27 protein-coding genes and 3 pseudogenes are annotated in these 25552 nt (G+C 69.7%); 16 read left to right on the top strand and 14 right to left on the bottom strand.

From position 1 onward, the window contains the following. Positions 1-104 precede the first annotated feature (104 nt). The gene (locus tag B072_RS0106690; protein WP_018529165.1) at positions 105-464 is read right to left on the bottom strand and encodes a hypothetical protein; all 360 of its coding nucleotides are present in this window, start codon (positions 462-464) and stop codon (positions 105-107) included. A gap of 186 nt (positions 465-650) precedes the next feature. Between B072_RS0106690 and B072_RS49015 the strand changes: the two are divergent. From B072_RS49015 to B072_RS0106680, 3 genes and pseudogenes are all read left to right on the top strand, one after another. Next, a pseudogene (locus B072_RS49015) lies at positions 651-851 on the top strand (transposase family protein); the annotation flags it as partial. A 259-nt stretch (positions 852-1110) separates the two neighbouring features. Then, a complete protein-coding gene (locus B072_RS0106685) occupies positions 1111-1404 on the top strand; it encodes a hypothetical protein (RefSeq protein WP_018529164.1) in 294 nt (97 codons plus the stop codon). A 143-nt stretch (positions 1405-1547) separates the two neighbouring features. After that, on the top strand, positions 1548-2774 hold the full coding sequence (locus B072_RS0106680; protein WP_018529163.1) for an FAD-dependent monooxygenase: 1227 nt from the start codon (positions 1548-1550) through the stop codon (positions 2772-2774). An 84-nt stretch (positions 2775-2858) separates the two neighbouring features. Here the strand turns inward: B072_RS0106680 and B072_RS0106675 are convergent, their stop codons facing one another. The 3 genes and pseudogenes from B072_RS0106675 to B072_RS0106665 form a co-directional block, all read right to left on the bottom strand. Then, positions 2859-3206, bottom strand: coding sequence for a hypothetical protein (locus tag B072_RS0106675; RefSeq protein ID WP_158689165.1), 348 nt, complete (start codon positions 3204-3206; stop codon positions 2859-2861). A gap of 573 nt (positions 3207-3779) precedes the next feature. Then, positions 3780-4346: pseudogene (locus B072_RS48615) on the bottom strand (IS701 family transposase); the annotation flags it as partial. A gap of 76 nt (positions 4347-4422) precedes the next feature. After that, a complete protein-coding gene (locus B072_RS0106665) occupies positions 4423-4980 on the bottom strand; it encodes an AAA family ATPase (protein WP_043243453.1) in 558 nt (185 codons plus the stop codon). A 115-nt stretch (positions 4981-5095) separates the two neighbouring features. Between B072_RS0106665 and B072_RS45440 the strand changes: the two genes are divergently transcribed. The 3 genes from B072_RS45440 (at position 5096) to B072_RS48065 (ending at position 7624) form a co-directional block, all read left to right on the top strand. After that, entirely contained in the window at positions 5096-6682 is a 1587-nt protein-coding gene (locus B072_RS45440) for a pentapeptide repeat-containing protein (protein ID WP_158689164.1), read from the top strand. Between the two features lie 263 nt (positions 6683-6945). Next, on the top strand, positions 6946-7212 hold the full coding sequence (locus B072_RS0106650) for a hypothetical protein (RefSeq protein WP_202539644.1): 267 nt from the start codon (positions 6946-6948) through the stop codon (positions 7210-7212). A 163-nt stretch (positions 7213-7375) separates the two neighbouring features. Then, positions 7376-7624, top strand: coding sequence for a hypothetical protein (locus B072_RS48065; RefSeq protein ID WP_158689163.1), 249 nt, complete (start codon positions 7376-7378; stop codon positions 7622-7624). A 328-nt stretch (positions 7625-7952) separates the two neighbouring features. Here B072_RS48065 and B072_RS0106640 read toward each other — a convergent pair whose 3' ends face one another. Then, positions 7953-8810 carry an alpha/beta fold hydrolase gene (locus B072_RS0106640; protein ID WP_018529157.1) on the bottom strand — a complete coding sequence of 286 codons (858 nt, stop codon included), beginning with the start codon at positions 8808-8810 and terminating at the stop codon, positions 7953-7955. A 100-nt stretch (positions 8811-8910) separates the two neighbouring features. Between B072_RS0106640 and B072_RS0106635 the strand changes: the two genes are divergently transcribed. The 3 genes from B072_RS0106635 to B072_RS0106625 all read left to right on the top strand — a co-directional run bounded on the left by B072_RS0106635 (position 8911) and on the right by B072_RS0106625 (position 12456). Beyond that, the gene (locus tag B072_RS0106635) at positions 8911-9321 is read left to right on the top strand and encodes a winged helix-turn-helix transcriptional regulator (RefSeq protein WP_018529156.1); all 411 of its coding nucleotides are present in this window, start codon (positions 8911-8913) and stop codon (positions 9319-9321) included. A 705-nt stretch (positions 9322-10026) separates the two neighbouring features. Next, positions 10027-11559 carry a pyridoxal phosphate-dependent decarboxylase family protein gene (locus B072_RS0106630; RefSeq protein WP_106432816.1) on the top strand — a complete coding sequence of 511 codons (1533 nt, stop codon included), beginning with the start codon at positions 10027-10029 and terminating at the stop codon, positions 11557-11559. Positions 11560-11667: 108 nt separating this feature from the next. Next, positions 11668-12456 carry a DUF4239 domain-containing protein gene (locus tag B072_RS0106625; RefSeq protein WP_026245518.1) on the top strand — a complete coding sequence of 263 codons (789 nt, stop codon included), beginning with the start codon at positions 11668-11670 and terminating at the stop codon, positions 12454-12456. A 141-nt stretch (positions 12457-12597) separates the two neighbouring features. On the opposite strand, the pseudogene B072_RS42610 reads toward B072_RS0106625, so the two are convergent. From B072_RS42610 to B072_RS42605, 3 genes and pseudogenes are all read right to left on the bottom strand, one after another. Continuing rightward, positions 12598-12768, bottom strand: a pseudogene (locus B072_RS42610) (IS110 family transposase); the annotation flags it as partial. Between the two features lie 244 nt (positions 12769-13012). Next, entirely contained in the window at positions 13013-13174 is a 162-nt protein-coding gene (locus B072_RS49010) for a glutamine synthetase (RefSeq protein ID WP_234018809.1), read from the bottom strand. After that, positions 13171-13647, bottom strand: a complete 477-nt coding sequence (locus B072_RS42605; protein ID WP_234018808.1) for a hypothetical protein — start codon at positions 13645-13647, stop codon at positions 13171-13173. Before B072_RS42605 ends, B072_RS49010 begins: the two co-directional genes overlap by 4 nt. A gap of 297 nt (positions 13648-13944) precedes the next feature. Between B072_RS42605 and B072_RS0106605 the strand changes: the two genes are divergently transcribed. The 3 genes from B072_RS0106605 to B072_RS0106595 all read left to right on the top strand — a co-directional run bounded on the left by B072_RS0106605 (position 13945) and on the right by B072_RS0106595 (position 15957). Beyond that, on the top strand, positions 13945-14382 hold the full coding sequence (locus B072_RS0106605) for a MerR family transcriptional regulator (RefSeq protein WP_018529152.1): 438 nt from the start codon (positions 13945-13947) through the stop codon (positions 14380-14382). Further along, a complete protein-coding gene (locus tag B072_RS0106600) occupies positions 14379-15365 on the top strand; it encodes an SDR family oxidoreductase (protein WP_018529151.1) in 987 nt (328 codons plus the stop codon). The genes B072_RS0106605 and B072_RS0106600 overlap by 4 nt, the downstream gene beginning before the upstream one ends. 364 nt (positions 15366-15729) lie before the next feature. Next, entirely contained in the window at positions 15730-15957 is a 228-nt protein-coding gene (locus tag B072_RS0106595) for a hypothetical protein (protein WP_158689162.1), read from the top strand. A gap of 100 nt (positions 15958-16057) precedes the next feature. Here the strand turns inward: B072_RS0106595 and B072_RS0106590 are convergent, their stop codons facing one another. From B072_RS0106590 to B072_RS42600, 5 genes are all read right to left on the bottom strand, one after another. Beyond that, positions 16058-16612: a GNAT family N-acetyltransferase gene (locus tag B072_RS0106590; protein ID WP_018529149.1), complete on the bottom strand. Its 555-nt coding sequence runs from the start codon at positions 16610-16612 to the stop codon at positions 16058-16060. Between the two features lie 12 nt (positions 16613-16624). Next, positions 16625-18352: a thiamine pyrophosphate-dependent enzyme gene (locus tag B072_RS0106585; protein WP_018529148.1), complete on the bottom strand. Its 1728-nt coding sequence runs from the start codon at positions 18350-18352 to the stop codon at positions 16625-16627. An 86-nt stretch (positions 18353-18438) separates the two neighbouring features. Then, positions 18439-20034, bottom strand: a complete 1596-nt coding sequence (locus tag B072_RS0106580; protein ID WP_018529147.1) for an FMN-binding glutamate synthase family protein — start codon at positions 20032-20034, stop codon at positions 18439-18441. Positions 20035-20044: 10 nt separating this feature from the next. Then, positions 20045-20497: a hypothetical protein gene (locus B072_RS0106575; protein WP_026245516.1), complete on the bottom strand. Its 453-nt coding sequence runs from the start codon at positions 20495-20497 to the stop codon at positions 20045-20047. Positions 20498-20649: 152 nt separating this feature from the next. Next, positions 20650-21045: a PRC-barrel domain-containing protein gene (locus B072_RS42600; RefSeq protein WP_051127111.1), complete on the bottom strand. Its 396-nt coding sequence runs from the start codon at positions 21043-21045 to the stop codon at positions 20650-20652. A gap of 824 nt (positions 21046-21869) precedes the next feature. Here B072_RS42600 and B072_RS49590 point away from each other — a divergent pair. The 3 genes from B072_RS49590 to B072_RS45435 all read left to right on the top strand — a co-directional run bounded on the left by B072_RS49590 (position 21870) and on the right by B072_RS45435 (position 23937). Further along, positions 21870-22004 carry a hypothetical protein gene (locus B072_RS49590; protein ID WP_018529144.1) on the top strand — a complete coding sequence of 45 codons (135 nt, stop codon included), beginning with the start codon at positions 21870-21872 and terminating at the stop codon, positions 22002-22004. A gap of 313 nt (positions 22005-22317) precedes the next feature. Beyond that, on the top strand, positions 22318-23640 hold the full coding sequence (locus B072_RS42595; RefSeq protein WP_051127099.1) for a carboxylesterase/lipase family protein: 1323 nt from the start codon (positions 22318-22320) through the stop codon (positions 23638-23640). 21 nt (positions 23641-23661) lie between these two features. Continuing rightward, positions 23662-23937: a carboxylesterase family protein gene (locus B072_RS45435; protein ID WP_018529143.1), complete on the top strand. Its 276-nt coding sequence runs from the start codon at positions 23662-23664 to the stop codon at positions 23935-23937. 61 nt (positions 23938-23998) lie between these two features. Here B072_RS45435 and B072_RS0106550 read toward each other — a convergent pair whose 3' ends face one another. Continuing rightward, positions 23999-24523, bottom strand: a complete 525-nt coding sequence (locus tag B072_RS0106550) for a zinc-binding dehydrogenase (protein WP_018529142.1) — start codon at positions 24521-24523, stop codon at positions 23999-24001. Positions 24524-24685: 162 nt separating this feature from the next. Between B072_RS0106550 and B072_RS0106545 the strand changes: the two genes are divergently transcribed. Next, positions 24686-25219 carry a hypothetical protein gene (locus B072_RS0106545; protein ID WP_018529141.1) on the top strand — a complete coding sequence of 178 codons (534 nt, stop codon included), beginning with the start codon at positions 24686-24688 and terminating at the stop codon, positions 25217-25219. Positions 25220-25552: the final 333 nt, after the last annotated feature.

Below are 25552 nucleotides of genomic sequence, written 5' to 3'. Positions count from 1 at the left end.
ACGCGGAGGGGCTGCTCTATGCCCCCCGCGTGAGTGAAGCGGCGGGGCGGGCGCACCACTACGCGGCGGCTTGCCCCCGTCGCGGCTTCGGCTGACCGGATGCGTCAGGCAGACAGGCGATCCGCCAGGACCAGGAGGCGAGGGCGAGCGCGCTGAACGCGCGTCACATCTTGCTGTCCTCGGTGAGGTGACACCACGAGTATCGCCATGACCAGCCACCAGTACACCTGCGTCTGCTCCTGCTCCCCTTGATCCACCTCGCCACGCCGGCGAACCACAAGAAGCCCATCACGACGAGGGCAAGGCGTTGGGCAGTCGCGCGACGGCACCCGCTCGGCGGGGTTCGCCAGGTACCGGTCGGGTTCGGCGTCCGGCTCGTGGACGTCGGCGAGTACGTCCATCAACTCGTCGATGTCGTCGAGGGTGTGCGCGGGGAGCAGGCCGCCTGGAGAGGCTTCGCCCACGGTGTCGTCGTCGGGGTCAACAACCGGTCAACGCATGCACGGTATGGAGCCTCCAGGCTCTCGGCGGGAGTTGGTCGGGGGCGATTTCGATCACGGGGACTCCTCGGACTCTACGGAAGGAGTGGAGGCGGGGGTGCGGTGGCAGCGGTGCCACCGCACCTCTGGGGCACTCACAGGAGTACGCCGACACCACTCAGGCGTCCGCCCGGACGCGGGCTGACACCAACCCAGCGGGCCGTCAACCAGACACTCCCGGCGGCACGAGCGCCCGTCGAGCAAGGCATGGCCCGACTCAAGCTGTGGCGCATCTTCCGCAGGCACCGGTGCAGCCCGAGTCGAAGGACGTCAGTCGCCAAGGCCGTCCTCACCCTGGAGCGGCAACTCTGAAAGAGCTCCCTGAGACTTTGCGGATCTCACCGTCGATACGAGATGACAGCGCGCGCATCGTGCTCCCGCAGTTCACCCCGGGGGGGCCGACTCTTCGCGAACGCACCCGCACTGCACTGGCATTCGACTCGCCCCTCAGCGCCGTCCACCTCACGGGTGATTCGACGCGTGACCAGCACGGGACAGGGGCAACGGAGCAGGACAGCCGGTGCCCAGCACCCGCGGCGGCAGTGGTCTGGCAGTGAGGAAAGGAACTCGTATGCATCTGGAGAGTCAGTCCCATTCACCGGCCGCACTGGAGGCCTTGACACTTCTTCGCGGCGCCCTGCGGAATGGATACGCGCCCGCATCCGACACCCAACTCGACGCAGCCATCATTCACTTGAGAGACATGCTCGGCGACGACAAGGCAGCCCGGTGCGCGCTCCTGTGGGCCATGACGCACGCCGCGGAGCTGAGTGTGGGCGTAGCCGCGCAGGCCTACGACCTGTCCCCCGACGCGGTACTGGACCAAGTCACCATCGGACTCCAGCGTGTCGACAGCATGCATTGAGCTCACCGCCCGCGCACCCTGTGGAGGCCCGGGTCCCGGCGGGCCGACACGACCGGCGACCGGCCCACCCTGCCAGCGTCGGCGGTCAACCGAGGCCGTTCGCCGCACGCAGAGCACTACTTCGAATCGAAGGGTCTTCGTCCATGCGCACCCCCACCGTCCTGATCTCCGGAGCAAGCATCGCCGGCCCTGCCGTGGCCTACTGGCTCAATGTCCAGGGATGGCAGACCACCGTCGTCGAGCGCTTCGACGAGCTGCGCGAGGACGGCCAGAACATCGACGTCCGCGGCGCGGGCCGCGAGGTCACCCGCCGCATGGGCATCGAAGACGCGATCCGCGCGGCGACGACGGGCGAGACGGGCACGGAGTTCGTCGATGCCGCTGGCAGGCCTCTCGCCCGTTTCGCCGCCGGTACGTCCGACTCGGCCGGCGCCACAGCCGAACTGGAGATCCTGCGCGGCCAGCTGTCCAGGATCATCGTCGACCGCACCCGCGACGACACCGAGTACGTCTTCGGCGATCGGATCGTCGCGCTGGACGAGAAACCGGACGAGAAGGGAGACAGGGTCACCGTCCGTTTCGCGAGCGGTACGACCCGCACGTTCGATCTGGTGATCGTGGCCGAGGGCCTGCGCTCCCGCACCCGGTCCATGGTCTTCCGCGATGCGAACGCCGTTCGCGAACTCGACTTCTACGTCGCTTACCTGACCATCCCCCGGGCGAACGAGGACACCGACCTGTGGCGCTGGCACAGTGCCGGCCGGGGGCGCAGCATCACCCTGCGCCCGGACAATCTCGGCACCCTCCGGGCCACCCTTTCCTTCCTGTCCGACGTACGAGGTCTCGAACAGCTCGACCGCGACAGCCTCGTCACCGTCCTGCGCCGCACCTTCGCCGACGTCGGCTGGGCAGCGCCCCGGGTTCTCACCGCGCTCGACGACGCCCCGCTCTACTTCGACGCGGTCGGCCAGACCCGCATGCGTTCCTGGTCCAGCGGACGAGTAGCCCTGGTCGGCGACGCGGCCTACTGCTCATCGCCGATCAGCGGTATGAGCACGAGCCTGGCCCTCACCGGCGCCTACGTTCTCGCCGGTGAGCTCGCCACACATCCGTTCGGGACGGCTTTCGCCCGCTACGAAAAGCTCATGCGCCCTTACGTGGTCCAGGCTCAGAAACTTCCCCCCGGCACACCGCGCATCGCCAACCCGCGCAGCCGCGCCGGCCTCGCTCTGATGAACTCCGCCCTGAAGATCGCCGGCAGCCCCGCCGCCGCACGGCTGGGCGGGCTCGCCTCACGATGGTTCACGCCTCCCGCGGACGCGATCGACCTCCCGGACTACCCGCCCTGTCGCCCGTCCCACCAGATCTGACCGGCCCCGGTCAGATCTGGTGCGCGCTCAGTCACACGCAGCGTGACTGAGCGCGTCAGTTGACCCATCTGGCCAAGTGAGTGCTCAGCGGCCCGGTCGGTAGCTTTCGGTGCGTACCAGTGTGAGCTTGCCCAGCCACTCGAAGTCGTCCGGGTACTCCCACTCCTCAGCTACGGCAAGCACAGCAGGGAGGTCCGCGCGCAGGATCGGAGGACCTGGCTGGTAGCCGACCGCCCTATCTGGTGCGGTCCACGGGATGTAGCGGCAGACCTCAACCATTCCGCGATCAACGAGGGATAGGAGGATGGGTGCCAAGTCCGCCGCCGACCCGGACGCCAAGGGCTCCTCCAGGTCGCCCCGGACTCCAGGAAGAATGTCGATCTCACTCGCATTGAGCACGAAGGCGAACTCGACATCGGACAGCTCAGGCATGCTCACAGCCCGATTCTTGCAGGTTGCTGTCCCGTCTCAGTAGACGTGGACCATCGCGAGGCGGTGACCTGGGGTGGTCCGAGTTGAGTGAGACGGGAATGGCTGGGCTGTCTCACTCAACCTGAGCAGCGGGCCGCTGTCGGTATGCGTCATCGCTACGGTGGTGGGCGTGCCAGAGGCGTCTGAGGGCTTCGAGCTCGGTACGTGGGAAGTCTTCGCCCCACTTGCCTCGATAGCCGCTCTCGCCGTAGGTCTGCGCGACCTCGTCGAAGCGGCGGATCACGGCGCGGGCGAGCTGGTCGAGGCCAAGCTGGCTGGGCCAGATCTCGGTTCCCTTGTTGTCGTGATCGCTGCCGTGACACAGCTCCAGCACGCGGGCCCAGGTGTCCACGCCTTCGCGGTAGAAGATCCACCGGTAGGCGGTCTCGGTTCGGCCTCGAACTGGGCACGGGTCTCCGTCTCGCCCGCGACGAGCTGGGCCACCGCGGTCAGGAGCTCCTCGGGCGCATTGGTGATGTGGGACGCGGTGAGCTCAACTCTCGCCTGGCGATCTTCGAGGGTGCAGTCCGCCCCTCCGGATCCCGCCAGCCGGTCCAGCAAGCCCAGCGCCAGCTGGGACTTGGGCACATGTCCGACGTCGTCGGACACGGCGGCGGCCCGGCGCCGCCGGGCATCGTCCGCCCATTGTTCGGGCAGGAACAGCGCCCACTCCAGCGGGCACGACGCGGTGTCGGTGGCGGCGTACACGCTGACCGCGACCTGGCAGCTGGCCCGCTTGCCCAGCGCGCCGCAGTACTGGCGGGCCACTCCCACCGACGCCTTCCCGCACTTGGGGAACGACACGTCGTCAACCACCCACACCTCAGGCCGGATCACCTCGCACAGCCGCTCGGCGATCCGGCGCCGCACCGGCGTCCACTCCCACGGCGACTGGCTGACGAACTGCTGCAGGGCCTGCATGCTCCCGTCCGGCAGACGGGCGGCCATCGGCTGAATCGACTTACGCCGCCCGTCCAGCATCAGACCCCGCAGATAACACTCGCCCCAGCCCCGCTGATCCTTGCGCGGCACCGAGGCAAACACATCCGCGACGAACAACCCCAACGCCGCCCGCAGACAGTCCACCTCATGTGCGTCCACACACCCAACATGCTCCTGATCAGCCCTGATGAACAGATCTAACGAAGCCCTACTAGTTCGCTGGACGGCACGTCGGTCACGCGTCCATGGCCGAGAGGCGGGCGAGCCCACTCTCGTACAGGATCCGCTCGACCATGTCATCCAGCGAACTGTCGGCCCCGATCACTGTCTCCAGGCCGTCGGGCAGCAGATCTCCCTCGCGGTACCACTCACGCAGATGGTGCTCGTTCACCTGGGCGAGATACTCGGCGTCACCTTTCGAAGCGTGCCGGCGCAGTGTCTCCTCGATCGGAACGTCCAGGTAGTAGCAGCGGGTTACGCCACGGTGGTCGGCGGCCAGGCGCGCGAGCATGTCGCCGTACCGGTCGGCGTACAAGATGCCCTCGACCACCACGTGGTAGCCGGCCTCCAGCGCGTAACGGGCCACCGTGTCGATGAGCCCGATGTTCCTCCCGCCCGGCACATCCCGCTCCCGCAGCACGACCCGGCGCAAATTGTCCTGCCCGACCAAAGCCAGGCCGCGGCCGAATCTGTCGCGAATCCCGGCCGCCACCGACGACTTGCCCGACGCACTGTTCCCCCGCACCACCACGAGCCGCGTCTCGTCGCTTCCCACCATCACCCGCGAAACCATAGCCGCCACCAATGACACCACCCGCATATCGCGACCAGCACCGGCTCCGCCGTGTCCACACACCGCACGAAACAGCCGGTCTTGTCTCGCCGCGCCATGCGCGCCAGGATCGAACGTGCCCCTCTTCAGCCGTCGGCCGGAACCGCAGGGCCGCTATACACCGAATCTGTGGCCCGTGTGGGTCGTGGCCCCCCTCGCGCTGGTGAGCGTGGGCGCGCTCGCCTACGGCCTCTACTTGGGCACCGAGGCACTCCTCGCCTCCACAGGTACGAAGCCTGTCAAGGCGCAGGACGTCATCAAAACCACCGTGACCGTCCTGACGCTCGTCGGTGCGGTCCTGGCAGCCCTCTACGCCTACCGGAAACAGCTCCTTGACGAGGGCGCCTCCCGCCGCGCGGACGCGTCACAGCTCGCCGAGCGCTACCAAAGGGCCGCCGAGCAACTGGGCCACGATCAGGCTGCGGTCCGCCTCGCCGGCGTCTATGCGATGGCGCGTCTGGCCGACGACTGGCCAGAGCAGCGGAAGGTCTGCATCGACGTACTGTGCGCCTACCTGCGGATGCCCTACGAGCCCGACCCCAGCGCGACGGGGTTTCTGAAAGGCGAGCGAGACGTTCGACTGGCCATCATCGGAACCATCAGCAGCCATCTCCAAGACCCCGACTCAGCTACAACATGGTGCGGGCACAGCCTCAACTTCTCAGGGGCCCACTTCGACGGTGGCGACTTCACGAGAGCGAAGTTCCTGGGCGGCCTTATCGACTTCAGCAACGCGACCTTCTCCGGAAGCCTCATCAACTTCAGCGGCTCGATGTACAGCGGCGGCACCCTCAACTTCAACGGCGCAACGTTCTCCAGCGGCAACGTCTACTTCCTTAACTCCACTTTCTCCGGGGCCTACGTCGACTTCTCCGAAGCAATGTTCTCCGGCGGCACTGTCTCGTTCAATGGATCGACACATCGCAGTGCAGTCCACTTCCACGCATCCAGCATCTGCGGCGGCCAGATCAGCTTCCGACACGCGACCCTCTCCAACGGCACCATCTGCTTCTGCGACTCAAGCATCTCCGACGGCGGGATCGACTTCCGCGACTCGACCGTTTCCGGAGGCCGAATCAACTTCGCAGACTCGACCATCTGCGGAGGCACGGTCCACCTCCGTAACGTGACGGTCTTCGACGGAGAGATCGACTTCCGCGATTCGACCGTATCCGGGGGCGAGATCGACTTCGGAGACTCGTCCATCTCCGGGGGAACGGTCCACCTCAGCAACGCAACGATCTCCGACGGCCTCGTCCTCTTCAGCAGCCTCCAGTTGTCCGGCGGCATGCTCGACTTCAGCCACTTGACGAACTCGGGCGGCCGAATCCACTTCCGCGGCTCGCGGATCCTTGGCGGCCAAGTTGACTTCCGCGACGCGACGTTCTTCGCAGGCGACGTCGACTTCCACCGGGCGACGTTCGCCGGCGGGGAAGTCACCTTCCGCAGCATGGCGTTCTCCGGCGACAGGCTCGACTTCCGCAACTCGAGGTTCACCGGAGGCCACGTGGACTTCCGCCGCGCGAGGTTCCTCGGCGGCGAGGCCAACTTCCGCGACGCGACGCTGACAGCAGGTCCCCTGGATTTTACGGAGGCACGCATTCACGCGAGCGCCGCCATCTGGTGGGGTCCCCTCCCCGTAACCCCTGTCAACCAACCCTGACCTGGCGGGCCGCACCGGCCCAGGTTTGAGCAGCGCACGCTGGGCCTGGCTGGCGATGTCGTCGGCGCAGGCGGTGAGCGCGGTCTCGACGGCGTGCTTCGTGTCGAGGATGTGCAGCCGCAACGGGGCGGGGCGGCCGCCGAGCTGAAGCGGGTCGCGCTCTTGGGCGCGGAGATGTGCGGCCTGGCGCTGCTCGACCTCCAGCTGCTCGGGGTCGTTGAACCAGGCGAGGTAGCCCCAGCGGGCGCATACGCTGCTCGGCGATGAAGAGATACGTGCATTTCACGGAGCGGGCCGGTCGATTCCGCGACGTCATACCTCCAGCCGACCGGCAGAAGCTGCTCCAGCTCGTCGACAGGATTGCCGCCGACCCTGAAGCCGACAGCAGCCACCTCGCGTACACGAACGACAGTGTCACCCGGTCCGCCTGGCACGGCCGCGTCATGGTGCTCTTCGTCGTGACGAGCAGGTCGATTGTGATCCTCGAGGCTGACATCTACGACGCCGCGCGAGGCTTCAACGAGGTATAGGCGGGGCGGCTGTGCGGGCCGTCGACGAACGCATTTCCGGCCCGTACCGCGACCTGCTCCCATGCCGATGCCGGTGCTCTCCTACGCGCTGCCAGAGGCCCCGGATCGGGTGACAAACTCCGCGACGGCGAACCCGGTCGTGGCCGGCGGTGTCGTACCGGTCATGAATGCGATCGGGTATGCCAGCACCACGCCCGGCTACGTCAGCATCGTCATCGACGGTGCCGACCAGGTGACCATGCTCGCCATGGCCGCCCAACTCGCCGCCTCCCACAACATCAGCGGTCCGCTGCGGGTGTGGGGCACTCCGCCCGCCGGTCGTCTACCCCTGCGCCATCGCCGACCGCGCCGACGAACACCTCCAGGACACGGAGACGGCCCGGCCCGGGCGCGCCACCGAGCCCGAACTTGACGCTTCTTACGACCAGCCGCTCCGAGACGAAGTAGGAGCCCGGCACAGGCGGGCGGTCGCGTGGGCCGGAAACCTCACCCACGACAAACCGAACGCCCTGCAGATGCAGTCCACCATCATCGCCACGGACAGGGCCCTGCTCACCGAGCTCCGCCAATACCTCTCCTGCCACTGCCAACACCGAGCCCGACACCGGCCGGTCCGCCAACGACACCTGACCCCCGCGGCGCCACCCTCGCCCAAGCAGTCTCCGCGCGGTGATCGCCCAGTGCGCGTGTGCGACTACACGCGTCCGAACCGCAGGCCGTAAGCCTTCGGCCCGCTCCGGTCACTTCGGCAGATCGGCGGCGAGGAAGGGAGCAAGGAGCGCGAACAGTGCGTCGGGGCGGTCGAGGGGGATGATGTGGCCGCATTCCTGGAGATGGTGTCCGATCAGGTCATCGGCGATGGGACGGAGTTGGCGTTCGAGCGCGGTGCCGACGGGGTGAGAGCCGACGGCCATGGTGGGCATGGCCAGCCGGGCCGTCGCGACGGCGTCCTGGATCTGCTGCGCGCTGGTGGGCAGGGCCCGGTAGTAGGAGAACGCGCAGTGCAGGGCTTCACTCCCGGTGTACGCGTGGACGAAGGCCGCCCGGATGTCGTCGGACACTCCCCGCCCGAGCGTTCCTGAGTCGAGGAAGAAGTCGATGTACGGGGCCTCGTTGCCGGCCAGGACGGTCTCGGCGAGGCCGGGGACGGAGTGGAAGCCGAACCACCACGGGGTGCCGCCCGTGACGACGTGTTCTGCTCCGGGCAGGCGGCCTAGCAGTGCTTCCATCACGACCAGGCGCCGGACGAGGCCGGGCCGGCGCAGCGCGAGCAGGACGGCGGGGGCGGTGCCCGCATCGATGCCGACCACCGCAGCCGAGGACTCACCGAGTGCGTCCAGCAGCCCTTCCGCGTCGGCGGCGAGGGTGCCTGCGTCGTACCCCTCGACAGCACGTGCACTGGCCCCGAACCCTCGAAGGTCCGGAGCGATGACCCGGTACTGCCCGGCCAGCCGGCCCATGATGCCGCTCCAGAGTCGCCAGGTGTGCGGGAAGCCGTGCAGCAGGAGAACCGCGGGTCCGTCCCCGGCGATCGCGACATTGAGCTGGACGCCGTTCGTCGCGATGCGGCGCATGCGGTGTGCGGTGGTGATGGGCATGACGACATCTCCTGGTGGTTACCATTGGTGACCACCAAACGATAGGTAACTTTGCGACCGTCTCCCAGACGGCACTTTCAGGGAAGGTGGTGAGCCACAGGTGACCACCCGAGGGGCCCGGGCCGCCGGTCGTGGCGTACGCGGCGATCTGTTCGATCCCCGGTGCCCGACGCGGCAGTTGCTGGACCGCATCGGTACGAAGTGGACGTCCATGGCCGTCAAGACGCTCGCCGACGCCGCACCGCAGGAGGTGCGCTTCGCGGAGCTGAGACGCCGGATGCCCGGCGTCTCGCAGAAGATGCTGTCCGTGACGCTCCGAAGCCTGACCCGCGACGGGTTGGTGTCGCGCCGGGTCGAACCGACCGTGCCGCCACGGGTCTTCTACCGGCTCACCGAACTCGGGCTGTCCCTGGAAGCCGCGTTGGCGGGGCTTCGGACCTGGGCGGAGGAGCACATGGCCGAGATCGACCGCGCCAACGAAGCCAACGACCAGGAGGCCCATGAGACGTAGGCAGGCCCATCTCGCGTCGAGAACTCGATGCAGCAGTGACTGCTGGTGACGAAGGAACTGGCGAAGGACGACGGGAGATGATCCTCGACGGCGTCTCCCAACTCTGGCTCTGTTCACGAGTTTGGGGTCGAGCACAACTTATTCGCTCTGTCGCTGATTTGGGGGTGCACCCGATCGCGGCCGGGGGGCCTCACCTGTTGGAGATGCCGAGGTCCGGCTCGTCGCGCGGTCTCCGGCAGGCTCGGCCGCCTGCCCGGAGTACGGCGGAGATCTTCACGGGTGCACTGCTCCCACCAGCGGTCGCTCGCAGACCTACCTGCCGCCGCCCGGAGAGCGCTGATCGATCCGCGGGCACGTCGTCTCGTGTGCAACAACGGCCGTTGCGGCCGAAGGACGTTCGCCGAGCAAGTCCCGGCCCTGCCCCGCCGACACCCACGCCGCACGAACGCTCTCACCGCTCAGCTCACCGATATCGCTCTGTTCGTGAGCGGACGTCCAGGAACGCGACTGTCCGGACGCATGGCCATCGTCACCAGCAAGGACTTCTTGCCCAGTACGCCGACAGATGGCTGCGGACCCGCGCGGAGGGGGCCGCGCTGAGTTGTGCGGGCACGCGTGTCGGTCGAGGCAGTGGCTCGTTACGATCATGGCCTTCGCTTCACTGACCAGGGGGCCTTGTGAGAACGAAAGGTTCCACGCCTCACCATGGCTCGCCGCTTGTACAACGATGTCTCGGCTCAGTTCGACGGATCCCGCCTGTTCCCGGTGCCCCCCGCGGTGCATACGAAGGTGTTGCGGGACGAACTCGTATCGGCGGCCGAGTGGGCCGCCCGGTACCTGAGCGAACTGCCTCAGGACCCGGTGGGCCGTCCGCTGCCCGCGCACGTACGGTCCTTGTTGCGTGAGGGGCGGCTCCAGCAACGGGGCGGAGAACTCGGCGGGGTACTGGACTTCGTGCGCAACGAGATCGCACCGTACCCGACCGGGAACGGGCACCCCGCGTTCTTCGCCTGGATCAACTCGCCGCCCGCACCGGCCGGAATCGTCGCCGACCTGCTGGCCTGCGCCATCAACGCGACCTGCGGGATGGGCGAGAGCGCCCTGATGGACCTGGAACGTGGCACCGTACGCATGCTCGCAGACCTGGCCGGCCTGCCGGACGGCGCGGGCGGGGTATTGACCAGCGGCGGCTCCATGGCCAACCTGCTCGCCCTGGCCACGGCCCGCACCTGGTTCCTCACCCGGCGCGGCGCCGGTGACGGCCTCGCCTTCGACCGCGACCACGCCCGCCTCACCCTCTACTACAGCGCCCAGGCGCACATGTCCGTCTCCAAGGCAGCAGCCTGCATCGGTCTGCCCGCCCACAGGCTGCGCCCCATCGCCACCGACGCGCACGACCAGATGGACCCCGCCGCGCTGCGCGCCGCGGTCACTGCTGATCTGGACGCGGGCCTGCTGCCCTTTTGCACCGTCACCACGCTGGGCACCACCGCCACTGGCGCCATCGATCCGCTCGAACCGGTCACAGCCCTGTGCCGGAGCGTGGGGATGTGGCACCACGCGGATGGGGCCTGGGGCGGACTTGGCGCCGTTGTGCCTGCCCTGGCGCCCCAGTACGTGGGCCTCGGCGGCGTCGATTCGTTGACTGTCGACCCGCACAAGACCCTGAGCGTGCCGGTGGGGTGCGGGGCATTGCTCGTCCCGGACCCCGAGCACCTGCACACGGCCTTCGCCCACCAGGCTTCGTACCTCACCGCCGATGAACCGGATGCGTTGCCGTGGCTGTCCCATGCCACGATCGAACTGACTCGTCCCGGCACCCGGGCCCTCGGCCTGTGGGCCACCCTCCACCACCTGGGCCGCGACGGCGTCACCGATCTGATGGAGCACTACCTGACCCTCGCTCAGCGGCTGCGCGAGCGAATCACCGCTGAACCCCGGCTTCACCTGCTGGCAGGCGGCCCGTGGCCGGTCGCCTGTTTCCGGATCACCGACCCGAACGAGGGCGACCCGGATTCCCTACACACCCGTATTGCGCGCCGAGTCCAGGACAACGGACACGTCTACCTCGCCACCGTCGCCGTCCACGAACGCACCGTCCTGCGTGCCTGTCTGTGTAACTACCGCACCACCACGGACGACCTTGACCTGCTGATTCGCGAAGTCCTCCACGCCGCCGACGCCGAACAGTGCGCCGCCGGGTCCGTGCCCGAGCGCCGCGGGCTCGACACGACGTAATCCGGCCGACCGACGCCGCGGCGGTCGCCGGATGGGCGCTGCTCCGTACGAATGATCGCGAGGCCTGGTCACCGGACTGGTGCGGGCACTCCGGCGACACTCATGATCATGGAACTCTGGCTGCTCAACCACCTGGACACCTTCGGTCTGGCCCTTCTCCTCATCGGCGGTCTCGTCGCGCTCGCTCTCCTCGGCGCGGTTCATGTACGCCGCAGATTCCCTCGATCGGTGAACGGTGAGCAGAACGAGATGGTGGGTGTGCTGCTCGGGATGTACGGGGCGATCTACGGAATCTTCCTCGCGTTCGTGGTGGTCGCGGAGTGGGAGGGACTCGGGGTGGCCGAGCAGGTCGTCGCCGCGGAGTCCGCCAACGCCGCCTCGATCGTCCGCGACGTCGCGGTCTTCCCCGAGAAGGACGAGCGCCAGGTAGTGGACGCGGTCGGTCAGTACGTGCACGCGGTGGTGGACAATCAGTGGCCGAAGATGCGGCAGGGTGTTCCGGACAGCGCATCCACCGAGAACGCGATGAGCTCCCTTTTCCAATCCCTGCAGTCGTACGAGCCGAAGACCGAGAGCCAGAAGGCGTACTACGAGACGGCTGCCGGGCATGTGAACGCCATGGCGGCCGACCGGCGGAGTCGCCTGGCCATCGCGAGGTCCGGACTGCCGACGCTGCTGAAGATCCTCGTTTACGGAGGCGCGATCGTGATGATCCCGTTGACCCTGCTCCTCGGAATCCGCGACCGCAGGGCCCAACTGATGTTCGTGGGCTGCTCCACGGCGCTGATCGGATTGGCGCTGCTGCTCGCGGTGACCCTGGACCGTCCGTTCTCGGGTGACCTGGCGGTGTCGCCCGAGCCGTATCAGCAGGGGGTGCTTGCACAGTTCTGGAAGTAGGGGTCGGCGCGAGGCGTGGCGACGCCTGCGTCGGCGTCATCGCCGACATCGGCGGTCACACGCCCGTCTTGCCTACCTGCTCAAAGTCCACCGGGACCTCCTTGCCGCGCATGTCGTCCAGGGTGAGCAGTTGGGCGGGCGGGTGCTCTGCTTGGCCTGGAGTTTCGTGAACAGCTCGCGGAGCTTGGGCTCGGTGTTGGGCAGCCGCTTGTCGAAGGCTTTCTTGCCGGCCGGGGTGACGGCGGTGGCGTGGTGTTCGCCCTTGCCGACGTCCAGGCCGAGGAAGACGTCGATGCCGCCGGTGTCGATCACGTGCAGGCCCCTCCATCACGCTTTCGTCCGGCCTTGCCTCGGCACCGAGCTGCCACATCCACGTTACGGAGAGCTCTTCCGGCTCGGGTGAAGCCGGTGCTCAAGCCCCTCATCAGCGGTCCGTCGATGCCTCCGGACCCGGTGACACCACCCCCCGGATCATGAACAACAAGGGGGGAAGTCATGCCGGACCCGAAGGCCGGAGGCCCCATTGCGGAGCCACGAAAAAGGTAACGGGGGGCGTTCAGTACACGTGGCGCACGGCGGCCGCCAGGCCCTGCGGGGTGGTCTCGGCGAACAGTTCGGCCTCGGCCCGGTGCACGGCGGCGCCGGCCTCGAAGAGCGGGTCGCCCAGAGCGGCGCGCAGCACGGTGGAGTCCTGGAAGTGCTTGAGGGCCTCGGTCAGCGAGGACGGCAGCCGATCCGTCCCGTGCTGTCGTGGCGGATCGCCCGCGCCACCGGCGCCGGCAGGGTCAGGGCGTCATGCACCCCGGCGAGCCCCGCCGCGATGACGCACCCGGTGAGCAGGTACGGGTTGGCGGCGGGGTCAAAGCGCGCGGCGCAGGGCGCGCCGATGGCCATGAGGGCGGGCAGCACCCCGGCGAAGAACGCTTCCCCGGTGGGCGTCATTCCGGCCGCGTCGTCTCCGTTCCGGCACAGGTTGCGGCCTTCGTGCCGGAGGCTGGTGTGCAGATGGCGACCGTTGCCCACCGCGCCGGCCGCAGCGACCGGCGCGAACACCGGGGGCATGCCGTGCCGCAGGCTCTCCGCCCGGAGGGTCTCGCGGACGAGCACGGCGAGATCCGCAGTGGTCACCGGATCGGCCGGGGCCACCGAGACTTCCAACTGGCCCGCCGCGTACTCGGGACGGAGCTGCATGACGTCCACGCCCTGCGCCTTAAAGGTGCGCAGCAGGTCGGCGAGTTAGCCCAGGAGTACGTGACACAGAAGCCGTCCGCGCGTATGGCGGCCGCAAGGACCGGGCACGGCCAGGCACTCTCCCCCTGTTTTAGGGCTGCTCAATCACCTCCCTGGGCCAATGGCTCGGCTCGTAAGGCGAGGGATCGGCCACCACGGCAGAGCCAGTGGACCACTCGGCACTAGATGTCCACGACAGCCCCGCAGGGGCCGCGGATCGTTTGCCTTCAAGCGCTTGAAGTGTGTTCTGGTGAGCGCATGGCGACTTTCACCGTCCAGGAGATGTCCCGGCGCAGTGGGCTCAGTGAGCCGACCCTGCGCTACTACGAGGACGTCGGGTTGATCGGCCCCGTCGCGCGCGACGAACGCAGTGGCCACCGCCGGTACGGCGACCGGGATCTCGACGCGATCGAGATCCTGGCCTGCCTGCGGGCCGTGGGTGTGGGCATCGAGGACATGCGCTCCTACCTGGCCAACCGGGCCCGGGGCCGGTCCGCGGCGGCCGAGCAGCGCGACCTGCTGCTGCGGCACGCCGAGCGCGTCGAGGCCGAGCTGGCCGCCCAGCGGGCGCGGCTGGCCTATCTCCGGGAGAAGGCCGCCCTGTGGGACGCCCGCGACCGCGGTGACAGCGCCGCGGAGAAGGACATCACCGAACGTCTCGTGGAGACGGTCGGTCGTTTGGAGGTACTGAGATGAATCCCGTTCTGGTCACCGGCGGGTCCGGTTACGTGGCGACCCACTTGATCGCCGCCCTGCTGCGGCAGGGCCGCCCGGTGCGCACCACCGTGCGGTCGACGGCACGCGAGGAGGCGCTGCGCGCGGCGGTGCGGCGCGGGGGCGCGGACGACGCGGGTCTTGAGGTCGTTCCGGCGGATCTGATGGCGGACGACGGCTGGCCTGCCGCGCTTGCCGGCTGCGCCGAGGTCCACCACGTGGCCTCCCCGATCCCCTCGGTCCAGCCGGAGGATCCCGACGAGCTGATCGTCCCCGCCCGCGAGGGAACCCTGCGGGTGCTGCGGGCCGCCCGGGACGCGGGGGTTCGGCGTACCGTGCTCACCTCGTCGTTCGCGGCGGTCGGCTACACGCCCAAGCCGGACGCCGCGTCCGCCGGGTACACCGAGGACGACTGGACCGACCCCGACGCGCCGGGGCTCGCGCCCTACCCGCGGTCCAAGACCGTCGCCGAGCGTGCCGCCTGGGATCTGATGGAGCGCGAGGGCGGCGGCACCGAGCTCGTCGTCCTCAATCCGACCGGCGTGTTCGGCCCCACGCTCACCACCGAACTGCGCTCCTCGACCCAGTTGGTCAAGGCGATGCTGGACGGCACGATGAAGGTCGCGCCGCGGCACCGCTTCGGTGTCGTCGACGTCCGCGACCTGGCCGACCTGCACGTGCGGGCGATGGCCGAGCCCGAGGCCGCCGGCCGCCGGTTCCTCGCCGTCGCGGACGGTCCGACCACCAGCTTCCTGGAGGTCGCGGGCCTGCTGCGCCGCCGCTTCGGCGCCCTGGCCGAGCGCGTACCCACCGAGGAGGCCGCGGGCGACGACCTGCCGCACCCGATCATCCACAACGACCGGGCCCGTGACGTCCTCGGCTGGCGTCCCCGCCCGATGGAGACGACCTTGATCGAGACCGTCGAAAGCCTGCGCGAGCTGGGCCTGTTGGAGGCGACGGGCTGACATCTGAACCGTCGGCGACCGGGTCCAGGGCCACTTCACCCGGCGCCCCGGCCAAAGCGCCTTCGTCTCGGCCGACGTCCGTGTCGGTTCCCCCGCACCGGACAAGAAGGGCGCCAGCAATGGAACATCAGCTTCCAGCAGCGGGACTCCTCCGGTCCGCTCGTGGAGACCCGGCAAGGACGACCGGCGCTGCCCGCACCGGCGACACCCCTCACCGCGGCGTTGTCGCTGCTCTCCGAGAGCGCCGGTCACAGCGGGGCGTCCTTCGTCGACTCCTCACCGACCAGTCTGTCCCGCGACGGTGAGTCGGTCGCGAGCAAGGACGCCCCTCGACTCCCCCACCCCGGCGCACCACCTGTTGAGCGTGCCGGTGTCCGTCACCGGCGCGGCGGCCGACGGCAACCTCGCCTCGCTGAAGGTCTATGCCTCGTACGACAAGGGTGAGCCCTGGATCAGGGCGGCGGTGCTGTCCCGGCACGCACTCGTCCTGAGCCCGGCGCCCGGCAAGGGGGGCTGGCTGAAGGCGGTGTCCACCGACAAGCTGGGCAACACGGTGACGCCGGAGATCATCGACGCCCACCGCGCCAAGTAGGCCCCTGCCGCGCACAGTTGCGGCACAGCACGCGGACGGTCCGGGACGCGGTACGTCGCGGACCGTCCGTGTGCCCGTCCAGCCGGTGTGCGGGCTACGCTCACGTCCTGGTGGCGGCGCCGACGACGTCGTAGGGACGATCGCCCAGGATGAACTCGCCCAGCGGCGTCATGCCGAATCCCTCGACGTGGACCTTCCAGGACCGCTCGTTGGCGCGTTCGATGAAGGCGACCATCACGTCGGCCCGGCGCGCGGCCGCCGCACGTGCCGCGTCGAAGAGCCCGCGGGCCACGCCTTGACCGCGGTAGGCGCGGTCGACCACCACCGGCCCGTACAGCATCCACGGCATCGACCGGAGCGGGCGCCCCTGCCAGTGCAGCGAGTCCTGGGCGGCCACCAGGGCCCTGACCGGCGGCGGTGGATCCGGGATGCTCCGCGGCGCGGCGAGGCCGAGCAGCCCGGCGAGGTCGCCCTCGTCGTCCGCCACGAGCAGGCTGCCCGCCTCCGCCATCGACCGCAGGGCGGCGGCGTCGAGGCCGCCCTGCACGAATCCTTGCTCGGCGCGCTCCCGCTCCGAGAGCGCGTCGTGGTGATGGGCGGCGAAGAGAGCGGCCATCGCCGGAGCGTCACTGACCTCGGCCTGCCTGTAGTCCATGAAACGATCTTGTCAGCTTCCCGTGCTGCGCAGGTTCTCCCGCACCTTGGCGATGGCGAAGCCCCACCCTTGCTGGACGGTGGGCTTGGCGGGTACCGCGATCTCGTCGGGGTTGGTGAGCACGTCGAGCAGGACAGGACCGGGTTCGGCGAAGGCCCGCGCGACGGCGTCGGCGAGGTCCTCGGGGCGCTCGACGCGGATGCCCTTGATCCCCAGGGCCTGGGCGACGGCGGCGAAGTCCGGATTGTCCAGGACGGTGCCGAACTCGGGCAGCCCGGCCTGTTCCTGTTCGAGCTTGACCATGCCCAGGCGCTGGTTGTCGAAGACGACGAGCTTGACCGGCAGTTGTTCGGTGCGGATCGTCATGAGGTCACCCAGCAGCATCGACAGTCCGCCGTCGCCGCAGAAGGCGACCGTCTGCCGGTCGCGGTCGAGCAGTTGGGCGCCGATGGCCTGCGGCATCGCGTTGGCCATGGAGCCGAGGTTGTAGGAGCCGATCAGCCGCCGGGTGCCGCGCATCTCGACGAACCGGGACAGCCAGACGGTGGCCATGCCGGTGTCGGAGGTGAAGACGGCGTCGTCGTCGGCCGCGGCGTCCACGGCGGCGGCGAGCGCCTCGGGGCGGACCAGGTGGTCGCGGTTGTCGAAGGCGGAGCGGACCTTGCCGATCAGTCCCTTGTCGTGGCCGGGCTCGGCGAGCCTGCGCTGTCCGTCCTGCCACTGGGTGAACTTCTCGCGCGCGGAGTCCAGGTGCTTGCGGTCTTCGCGGGCCGCGACCCGCTGGAGCAGTCCGCGCACGGTGGGGCCGACGTCGGCGGCGAGTGCCACGTCGACGGGGACGCGCCGTCCGATGTGCTCGGCGACCCGGTCGACCTGGACGACCTTCTTGCCCTCGGGATACCACTCGCGGTACGGGAAGTCGGTGCCGAGCAGGACGAGGGTGTCGGCCTTGTCCATGGCGCGGGCGGCGGCCGGGTTGCCGATCAGGCCGGTCTGGCCGACCTGGAAGGGGTTGTCGCCCTCGAAGCCCTCCTTGGCCTTCAGGGTGAGGACCATGGGCGCGGCGAGCCGGTCGGCGAGGGCGAGGACATCCTCGCGGGAGGTACGGGCGCCGCGGCCGACGAGCAGGGTGACGTCGCCGCCGTCGTCGATCAGGCGGGCCGCCTCGTCGAGGTCGGGGTCGTCGGGCCGGTTCTCGGAGCGCGCGACGGAGAGCCGGGCGGGCCGGTCGGCGGGCAGTTCCTTGTCGCCGATGTCACCGGGCACGGTGAGGACGGCGACGCCCCGGCGGCCGATGGCGGTGCGTACGGCGACCTCCAGGAGGCCGGGGAGCTGTTCGGGGGAGGTGATGGTGGCGCGGAAGACGGCCACGTCCTTGAAGAGGAGGTCGTTGTCGACCTCCTGGAAGTAGTCGGTGCCCACTTCGGACAGCGGCACCTGTCCGGTGACGGCGAGGACCGGGGTGCCGCTCTTGGCGGCGTCGTACAGGCCGTTGAGCAGGTGGACCGAGCCGGGGCCGACGGTGCCCATGCAGACGCCGAGGGTGTCGGTGAGCTGCGACTGGGCGCCGGCCGCGAACGCGGCTGCCTCCTCGTGGCGACAGCCGACCCACGAGAGGGTCTCGGAGGAGCGGATGGCGTCGGTGAGCGGGTTGAGCGCGTCGCCGACGACACCGAAGACATGCCGCACGCCGAGTTCCTCCAGCGTGTCGGTGAAGAGGCGGGCGACGGTGCGGGACATAGGGGTGTGTCCTTTCAGAGTGCTGAATGCCGAGTACTGATTGCTGAGGTACCGGGGAGAGAATGTTCTGGACGGGGATCTGCTGGTCAGCCGGTGAAGCTGTCCGGGTCGGCGGCCTTCCAGTCGGCGGCCCAGCCGGCCGGCGGGTCCGCGGCGGCGCCGGTCAGCGCGCCGGGCTCCAGCCAGTCGTACAGCTCGGCGTAGGAACGGAAGTCGTCGGCGTCCGTGGCGCGTCGGCGCAGCAGGCGGGGGCCGAGGTCGTCGAGGCGGGAGACGCCCATCGCGGCCATGATCCGCAGGGCGCTGGTGACGGTCGCCTCCTGGAAGCGGTGGACCCGCTCGGACTTGTCGGCGACGTCGAGGGCGCGCGCCCGGCGCGGGTCCTGGGTGGTGACGCCGGTGGGGCAGCGGTTGGTGTGGCAGCGCTGGGCCTGGATGCAGCCGACGGCGAACATCATGGCGCGGGCCGCGTTGGTCCAGTCGGCGCCCATGGCCAGGCGCTTGACGAGGTCGGAGCCGGTGGCGACCTTGCCACTGGCGCCGATCCGGACGCGGTCGCGAAGGCCGGCGCCCACCAGCGCGTTGTGGACGGTGATCAGTCCTTCGGTGAGCGGCATGCCGAGGTGGTCGGCGAACTCCAGCGGGGCGGCGCCGGTGCCGCCCTCGGCGCCGTCGACGACGATGAAGTCGGGGGTGATGTCCTCGGCCAGCATCGCCTTGCAGACGGCGAGGAACTGCGTGCGGGAGCCAGGGCACAGTTTGAAGCCGACCGGTTTGCCGTCGGCGAGCTCCCGCATCCGGGCCAGGAAGCGCACCAGCTCGCGCGGGGTGGAGAACACCCGGTGGTACGGCGGCGAGACGACCGTCTCGCCCTCGGGGACGCCGCGCACCTGGGCGATCTCGGCGTTGACCTTGCTGCCGGGCAGCACCCCGCCGATGCCGGGCTTGGCGCCCTGGGACAGTTTGAGGGAGACGCATTTGACGGCCGGGTGGGCGGCCTTCTCGCGGAACTGCGCGGGGTCGAAGTCGCCGTCCTGCGTGCGGCAGCCGAAGTATCCGGTGCCGATCTCCCAGATGATGTCGCCGCCGGGGCGCAGGTGGTACTCGGACAGGCCGCCCTCGCCGGTGTCGTGCGCGAAGCCGCCGCGGGCGGCGCCGGTGTTGAGGGCGAGGACGGCGTTGGCGGAGAGCGAGCCGAAACTCATCGCGGAGACGTTGAGGAGGGACATGTCGTACGGGCGGGTGCAGTCCGGGCCGCCCACGCGGACCCGGGGTGCCTCCTTCGGCACGTCGACCGGGTGCATCGACGGCACCAGGAACTCGTAGCCGCGGCCGTACATGTCGCGTTCGCTGCCGAAGGGCTCCTCGGCGTCGACGCCCTTGGCCCGCTCGTAGACGATGCTGCGGGTGTCGCGGTCGTAGGGGCGCCCGTCGTAGTTCCGCTCCACGAAGTACTGCTGAAGCTCGGGGCGGACCGCCTCCAAGAGGAAACGGGCGTGCCCGAGCAGGGGGTAGTTGCGCAGCACCGAGTGGCGCCGCTGCACCAGGTCGTAGCAGGCGACCAGCGCGGCGACGCCCAGCGGGGCGGCCGCGAACCACCACCAGGCGGAAACGGCGAAAGCCGAGGTGACCGCCGTGGCGGCACACAGGACGAGCAGGCCCACGGCCCCGAAACGCAACATGTGTGATCGGTTAACCGGGATCGGTCCTCTCATGTCTGCCACCTGGATACACCGTGGTCACCGCCCCGGCCGAGCGAGTCCCCCGCGTCTGCTTCACCCGGCCGCGGGGGCTCCGCGGAGCCGGGTCGGTGGTGAGCGCTGAGGGCGGGATCCTTCGTCTCCCGCTCGTCCGTGGGACGGGCGCGGCGGTCGCGTTTCTCGCCTTCGATGTCGACGTGCGGACGGTTCTTGTCGATCCACCGCGGCCGGTTCCACGCGCGCCGGCCGAGGAGGGCGGGACGGCGGGGACGAGCGTCATGCGGACGACGAACGCGTCGAGGAGCACCGGCGCGGCGAGTCCGGAGCCGAGCGCCTTGATCATGGCTTCGTCGGCGCCGATGAACTCGGCGAAGACGAACGTCATGATCAGTTCGGCGACGGTGACGGCCCGGCCGCTGTGGCGGAAGATCGGGCTCTGGGCCACAGTCGGCTCCTGTCACCGTGCCCCGCTGCCGCCGGCGGGCGAGCCCGGCACGGGAGAGGCGCCGCGGAGATTCCTCGCGGGATCCGCGGCGCCGTCGACGTACACCGTTCACGGTGGCGTTCCCGTCTCACGGTGGGTGTGCCCGTGCCCCGTCAGATCAGGGGGCGCTCGGGCGGCGTCGATCCCTTGCCCTGCGTGCCCTGGGTACCGCGGCCGTAGTACGAGCCGAGTTGCTCGTGATAGCCGGTGTCGCCCAGGTGCTTGTCCTTGTCGAACTCGGGCGCGCTCTTGATCTCGTCCTTCGTACGCGCCACCCGGATCGTCTTCGCTGCGGCGTCGATACCGGTGATGGTGCCGGCGGGCAGCAGTACCTCCTTGCCGAAGATCCACACGCCGGTGTCGACCACGATGTACTGCGCATCGACGTCGTTGGAGTGCTTGTCCACCTTCCCGATGTGTCCGTCGGTCGCCTCGACCTTGTAACCCGTCAGGTCGGCGTTCGGGACGTGTCCCGCGTCGGCCGGGTAGTTCCACATGTTCTCGGTCACGGTGGTACCTCCGTACCAGTCGTTGCCGGTCGGGCGGTGCAGGGATGCACCGTGCGTCCTGTCCGGCGACCCCACCCGACTATCCGAGCGACCCGCCCCCAAACAGAACGAGTCCACCTGAATCGCATGAGATTCGCCGACCTCGTCACCAAGGGGACGTCACGGGCGCGGTTTGCGCGAGGGACCGGCGGAGACCCGGGCGCCGGGAAGTGCGTCGAGAGCCTGAGGAGCAGCCGTGGTGGAGGGATTCGCAGTGGAACGAAGGGTCCGGGCAGCCGCCGAGGGCGATCCGGCGCATCTGCCCCAGCGACTGTGCGAGGCGGTGCGGGGCAGCCTGTCGATGGGCGGGGGCACCCTCTCACTGTTCTCCGACACCCCACACCGCCAGATGCTGTGGGCGACCGACGACGCCGCGCTGCGCGTGGAGAAGCTGCAGTTCGGCCTGGGAGAGGGGCCGTGTGTCACGGCCGCGCGCAAGGAGGCGGAAGTGATCGTCGGCGACGTCCACCACGCTCTGACACGCTGGCCCGTGTTCGGCTCGTGCGCCCCGGGAGCAACTCCCGGACGTCGGCGCGATCTACGCCTTCCCGCTGCGGGCCGAGATCGGCCGCACGCTCGGCGCCATCGACCTGCTCTGCGACCAACCGCTGGCCCCGGCCCCCGACGTCGTCGCGCGGGGTGTCCTCGCGGCCCGGACCGCGGGCCGCGCCCTCCTGGACAGCTACCAGGTCTCGCTCCGCGAGAACGGGCTGCCGCCATGGGAGCCGGAGGACATCCTCGACACCTATGGGGGCGCGACGCACGCCGCCGTCGGCATTCTCGTCGTGGAGCTGGACATCACGCCCGAGGAGGCGCTGGCCCGCATGCGCGCCCGCGCTTTCGGTACGGGTGGCTCGTTGCCGGAGACCGCGGACGAGGTCATCGCCGACCCGGCGGGCTGGGCACGGGACACGAGCTGAGCGCCCGGACCCCGGTCATCCCGTGGCCGGCGCCGGCACGCCCCCGCTGCGCGACGGGGGGGGATCAGGTGGTGTTCGACGGCGGGGGCGAGGCGGAGGTCCGGGTCACGGCCGTGACGAACGGGCGTGGGCCGCTGCGCAGGCGGAGCTGATGAAGCCTTGGGGTGAGGGAGACTGACCTGGCGCTCAACTGCACCTCACGCGGGCGAAGTTGAGGCGGTCAAGAGGTCCGCGGAGCGGACCGGAATCGTCGCGCGGCTGTCGTACGAGACGGAGCATGGCTCCCCCATCGCTCCGACCTCCTGGAGGTTCAGTGAGACCCCTCGTCCGACAGGGACTTGCAGGCCTGGCCGGCCTGCTCGTCCTGTTGACCGTCATGTCCGTCGCTCCCGCGTCCGCGGCCCCCAGTCCCCTGACGGTCACCACCGACAAGGGGCGCGTCACGGGAGCCTCGGCGGACGGGGTCGACCGGTTCTTCGGCATCCCGTACGCGGCCCCGCCCGTCGGCTCCAGGCGCTGGCAGCCTCCGGCGCCCGCCGGCGCCTGGACCGCCACCCGCCAGGCGACATCCCCCAGCCCGCACTGTCTGCAGTTCCGCGGCGACACCGGCGCGGGGATGAGCGAGGACTGCCTGTACCTGAACGTCTACGCCCCGTCCCACCGTACGAACCGGCCGCTGCCGGTGATGTTCTGGATCCACGGCGGCGGCTTCTCCTCCGGCGCGGGCGAGACGGCGGACGCCTCGCGGATCGCCGAGGCCAACGACGTCGTGGTCGTCACGATCAACTACCGCCTCGGCGTGTTCGGCTTCCTCGACCTGCCCGGGCTGAGCAAGCAGGGCGCGGGCGACTACGGCCTCCTCGACCTGGAGGCGGCACTGCGCTGGACCCAACGCAACATCGGCGCGTTCGGCGGGGACGCGAGCCGCGTGACCGTCGGCGGTCAGTCGGCGGGCGGTCACTCCGTCTGCGCGCTCCTGGCCTCGCCCCCGGCACGCGGTCTCTTCTCCGGCGCGATCATCCAGAGCGGTGGATGCCCCAGCCACACGGCCGAGCAGGCGGTCGCCCGCGGCAAGAAGTACGCGACGGCCGCGAGCTGTTCCGACACGTCCTGCCTGCGGGCCAAGCCGGCCAATGAGTTGCTGGCCACCAGCGGCGGCTTCGTCGGCGGCGTCCTGAGCGGCCCGCTCCCCGTCTCCGGCGGCCCCGAGCTGCCGCTCCCGCCGAGCGAGGCAGTCCGCACCGGCAAGGCCGCGAACGTCCCCCTGCTCATCGGCCACACCCGCGACGAAGTGCGGTCGTGGTCGCTGCCGTTCGCGCGCGCGACGAAGACGCAGTACGAGCGGGCCGTCCGCATCGAGTTCGGGGCGCAGGCCGGCACAGTGCTCGCTCACTACCGTTCAGCGAGTACGGCGACTCGTACACCGGGACGTACGCCTTCAGTGATCTGTGGGGCGACAGCAGCGCCTTCTACGGGCTCGGAGGCTGCCAGTATCACGACCTCACCGGTCAGGCGGCGAGTCGGCAACCGCGCACGTACTTCTACGAGTTCGACGACCCGCACCCGCCCGTCAAGGGCGGCCTGCCGGCCGGTTTCGACCCGGGCGCCTCGCACGGCGCCGAGATGCCGTACCTGATGCCGTCGGAAGCCTCGACTGTTGTCTCCCGGGCAGCAGCGGCTGTCCGACGAGATGGTGCGCTACTGGGGCTCGTTCGTGAAGCACGGGAACCCCGCGACGGCGGGGGTCGCCGCCTGGCCGTCGTACCGGGCCGGGAAGTACATGTCCCTACTGCCGGGTGGTGAGAGCAAGGCCCTCACGTCCAAGGCGTATTCCGCACAGCACCAGTGCACCTTCTGGAACTCGATCGACTACGACTGGCTCCCCGTCGACCCGGATCAACTCGCCGCGCAGGCAGGCGTTTCGCAGTCCTGACCCCGACAAGCCGGTGGGCCCCCTCCAGCTGGAGGGGGCCCACCGGCTTGCGAGAGAGGGTTCAGTCGCCGGTGTTCTCCATGTCGAGCACGATCTTCCCGACCGCTGCCCCCGTACGCAGCCGCTCCACCGCCTCGCCGAGCGCGTCCATCCCGTACCGCTCGTACGGCAGCGACAGTGCGCCCGACGCGAGGTCGGGGAGGAGGCGGAGTACCTCCGGGGCGACCTCCTCGCCGCGGCTGATCATGTTCACGGGGAGGAGGGAGACGTCGGCGAGGAAGAAGTCCGCGAGGTCGAGGGTGAGTTCGCGGCCGCCCGTGTAGCCGAGGAGTGCGGCCCGGCCGCGTGGGCGGACCAGAGTGAGGGCGTCGCGCAGGATCCCGCCGCCGACCGTGTCGATCAGAACGTCGGCCTTGCCGCCGACGGCTTCCTCTGAGAGGTCGGGGGCGAGCAGCGCCTTGGCGACGCCGGGCACGTGCTCCAGCTTCGCCGGACGGCCGACCACGCCGATGACCTCGGCGCCCGCGCGCGCCGCGAGCTGTACCGGTTCGGCCCGGTCGACTTGCCACCGGCTGGCCGGGCCCACACTCTGCCTCTATCGGCCTCTGCCCCTTGCACCAGGCCGAGCACCAGTGCCCCGGCGAGCGCAGACACACCTGCCGCGCCTCACCGACGGCGTCACTCGTACGGCGATCTGGCCCTGGAAGCGCAGCACCGCACCATCGACATCCCGGTCAAGGAGAAGATCATGCGTAAGGCCACCGCCGCTGTCTCAGGCGTCCTCACTCTCCTCGCAGCCCTCCTCATCGCGGCTGCTCCAGCCCAGAGCGACACCCCGCTGACCGTTTGCACCGGCACAGCCACCGTGGACTACTCGCCACCGCTCGGCCCACTCCCCCGCCAGACCCGGCAGAGCGTGACGGAGAAACTCGGGACGGACGGGGGCGGCAGCTGCACGGGGCCGTTCACCACAGGCACCGCCACGACCGTCTTCGACCAGCAGGTGAGCTGCCTCGCCCAAGGACTGGGCGACACCCTCGTCCAGAACGTGGTGACCTACCACTGGCAAGGCGGGCAGACCAGCACCATCACCTACCCGCTCACCACCGTCGTCCACGCCGCGAACCAGGAGATCGTCACCTCCACCGGCACCGTCACCGCCGGCTACGCCCTGGGCGCCCTGTCCGAACGCGTCGCCGTCTACCCCAGCCTCAGCATCCTCGACTGCCTCAACTCCACCATCACCCAGCAAACCGGCCAACTCACCCTCACCCTCACCTGAGACCGCCACACGCCCTCGGTCAGCCGGGATTCGGAGTCGTCTTCGCTACCACTCCTGCCCCCCTGCCCAGAGATCGGCTGCCGCCCCGGTTCCGCGGGGCAGCAGCCTCGGCGACTCAGGTGTCCAGGGGCGGAAGCTGGTCAAGGCCGGTTTCCGTGATGATCCGCTCAACGGTGACCTCCAGCGGGCTGCCGGTTCGCGCTGGGGGCGCCGCGTCCTGGTTCCGGCATGCTGGCAACGGTCAGCTCACGACCGACCTCGCCGACGCTCTCGCGTCCGCGGCCTGCGGCAATCACGAGCGCCCCGTCGCCGCCTGAACCGGGAGTGGACGGC

This window comes from Streptomyces sp. HmicA12 (genome assembly GCF_000373565.1).
Classification (GTDB): domain Bacteria; phylum Actinomycetota; class Actinomycetes; order Streptomycetales; family Streptomycetaceae; genus Streptomyces.
The sequence above is the reverse complement of the archived record's forward strand: the minus strand, read 5'-3'. Positions and strand labels throughout refer to the sequence as shown.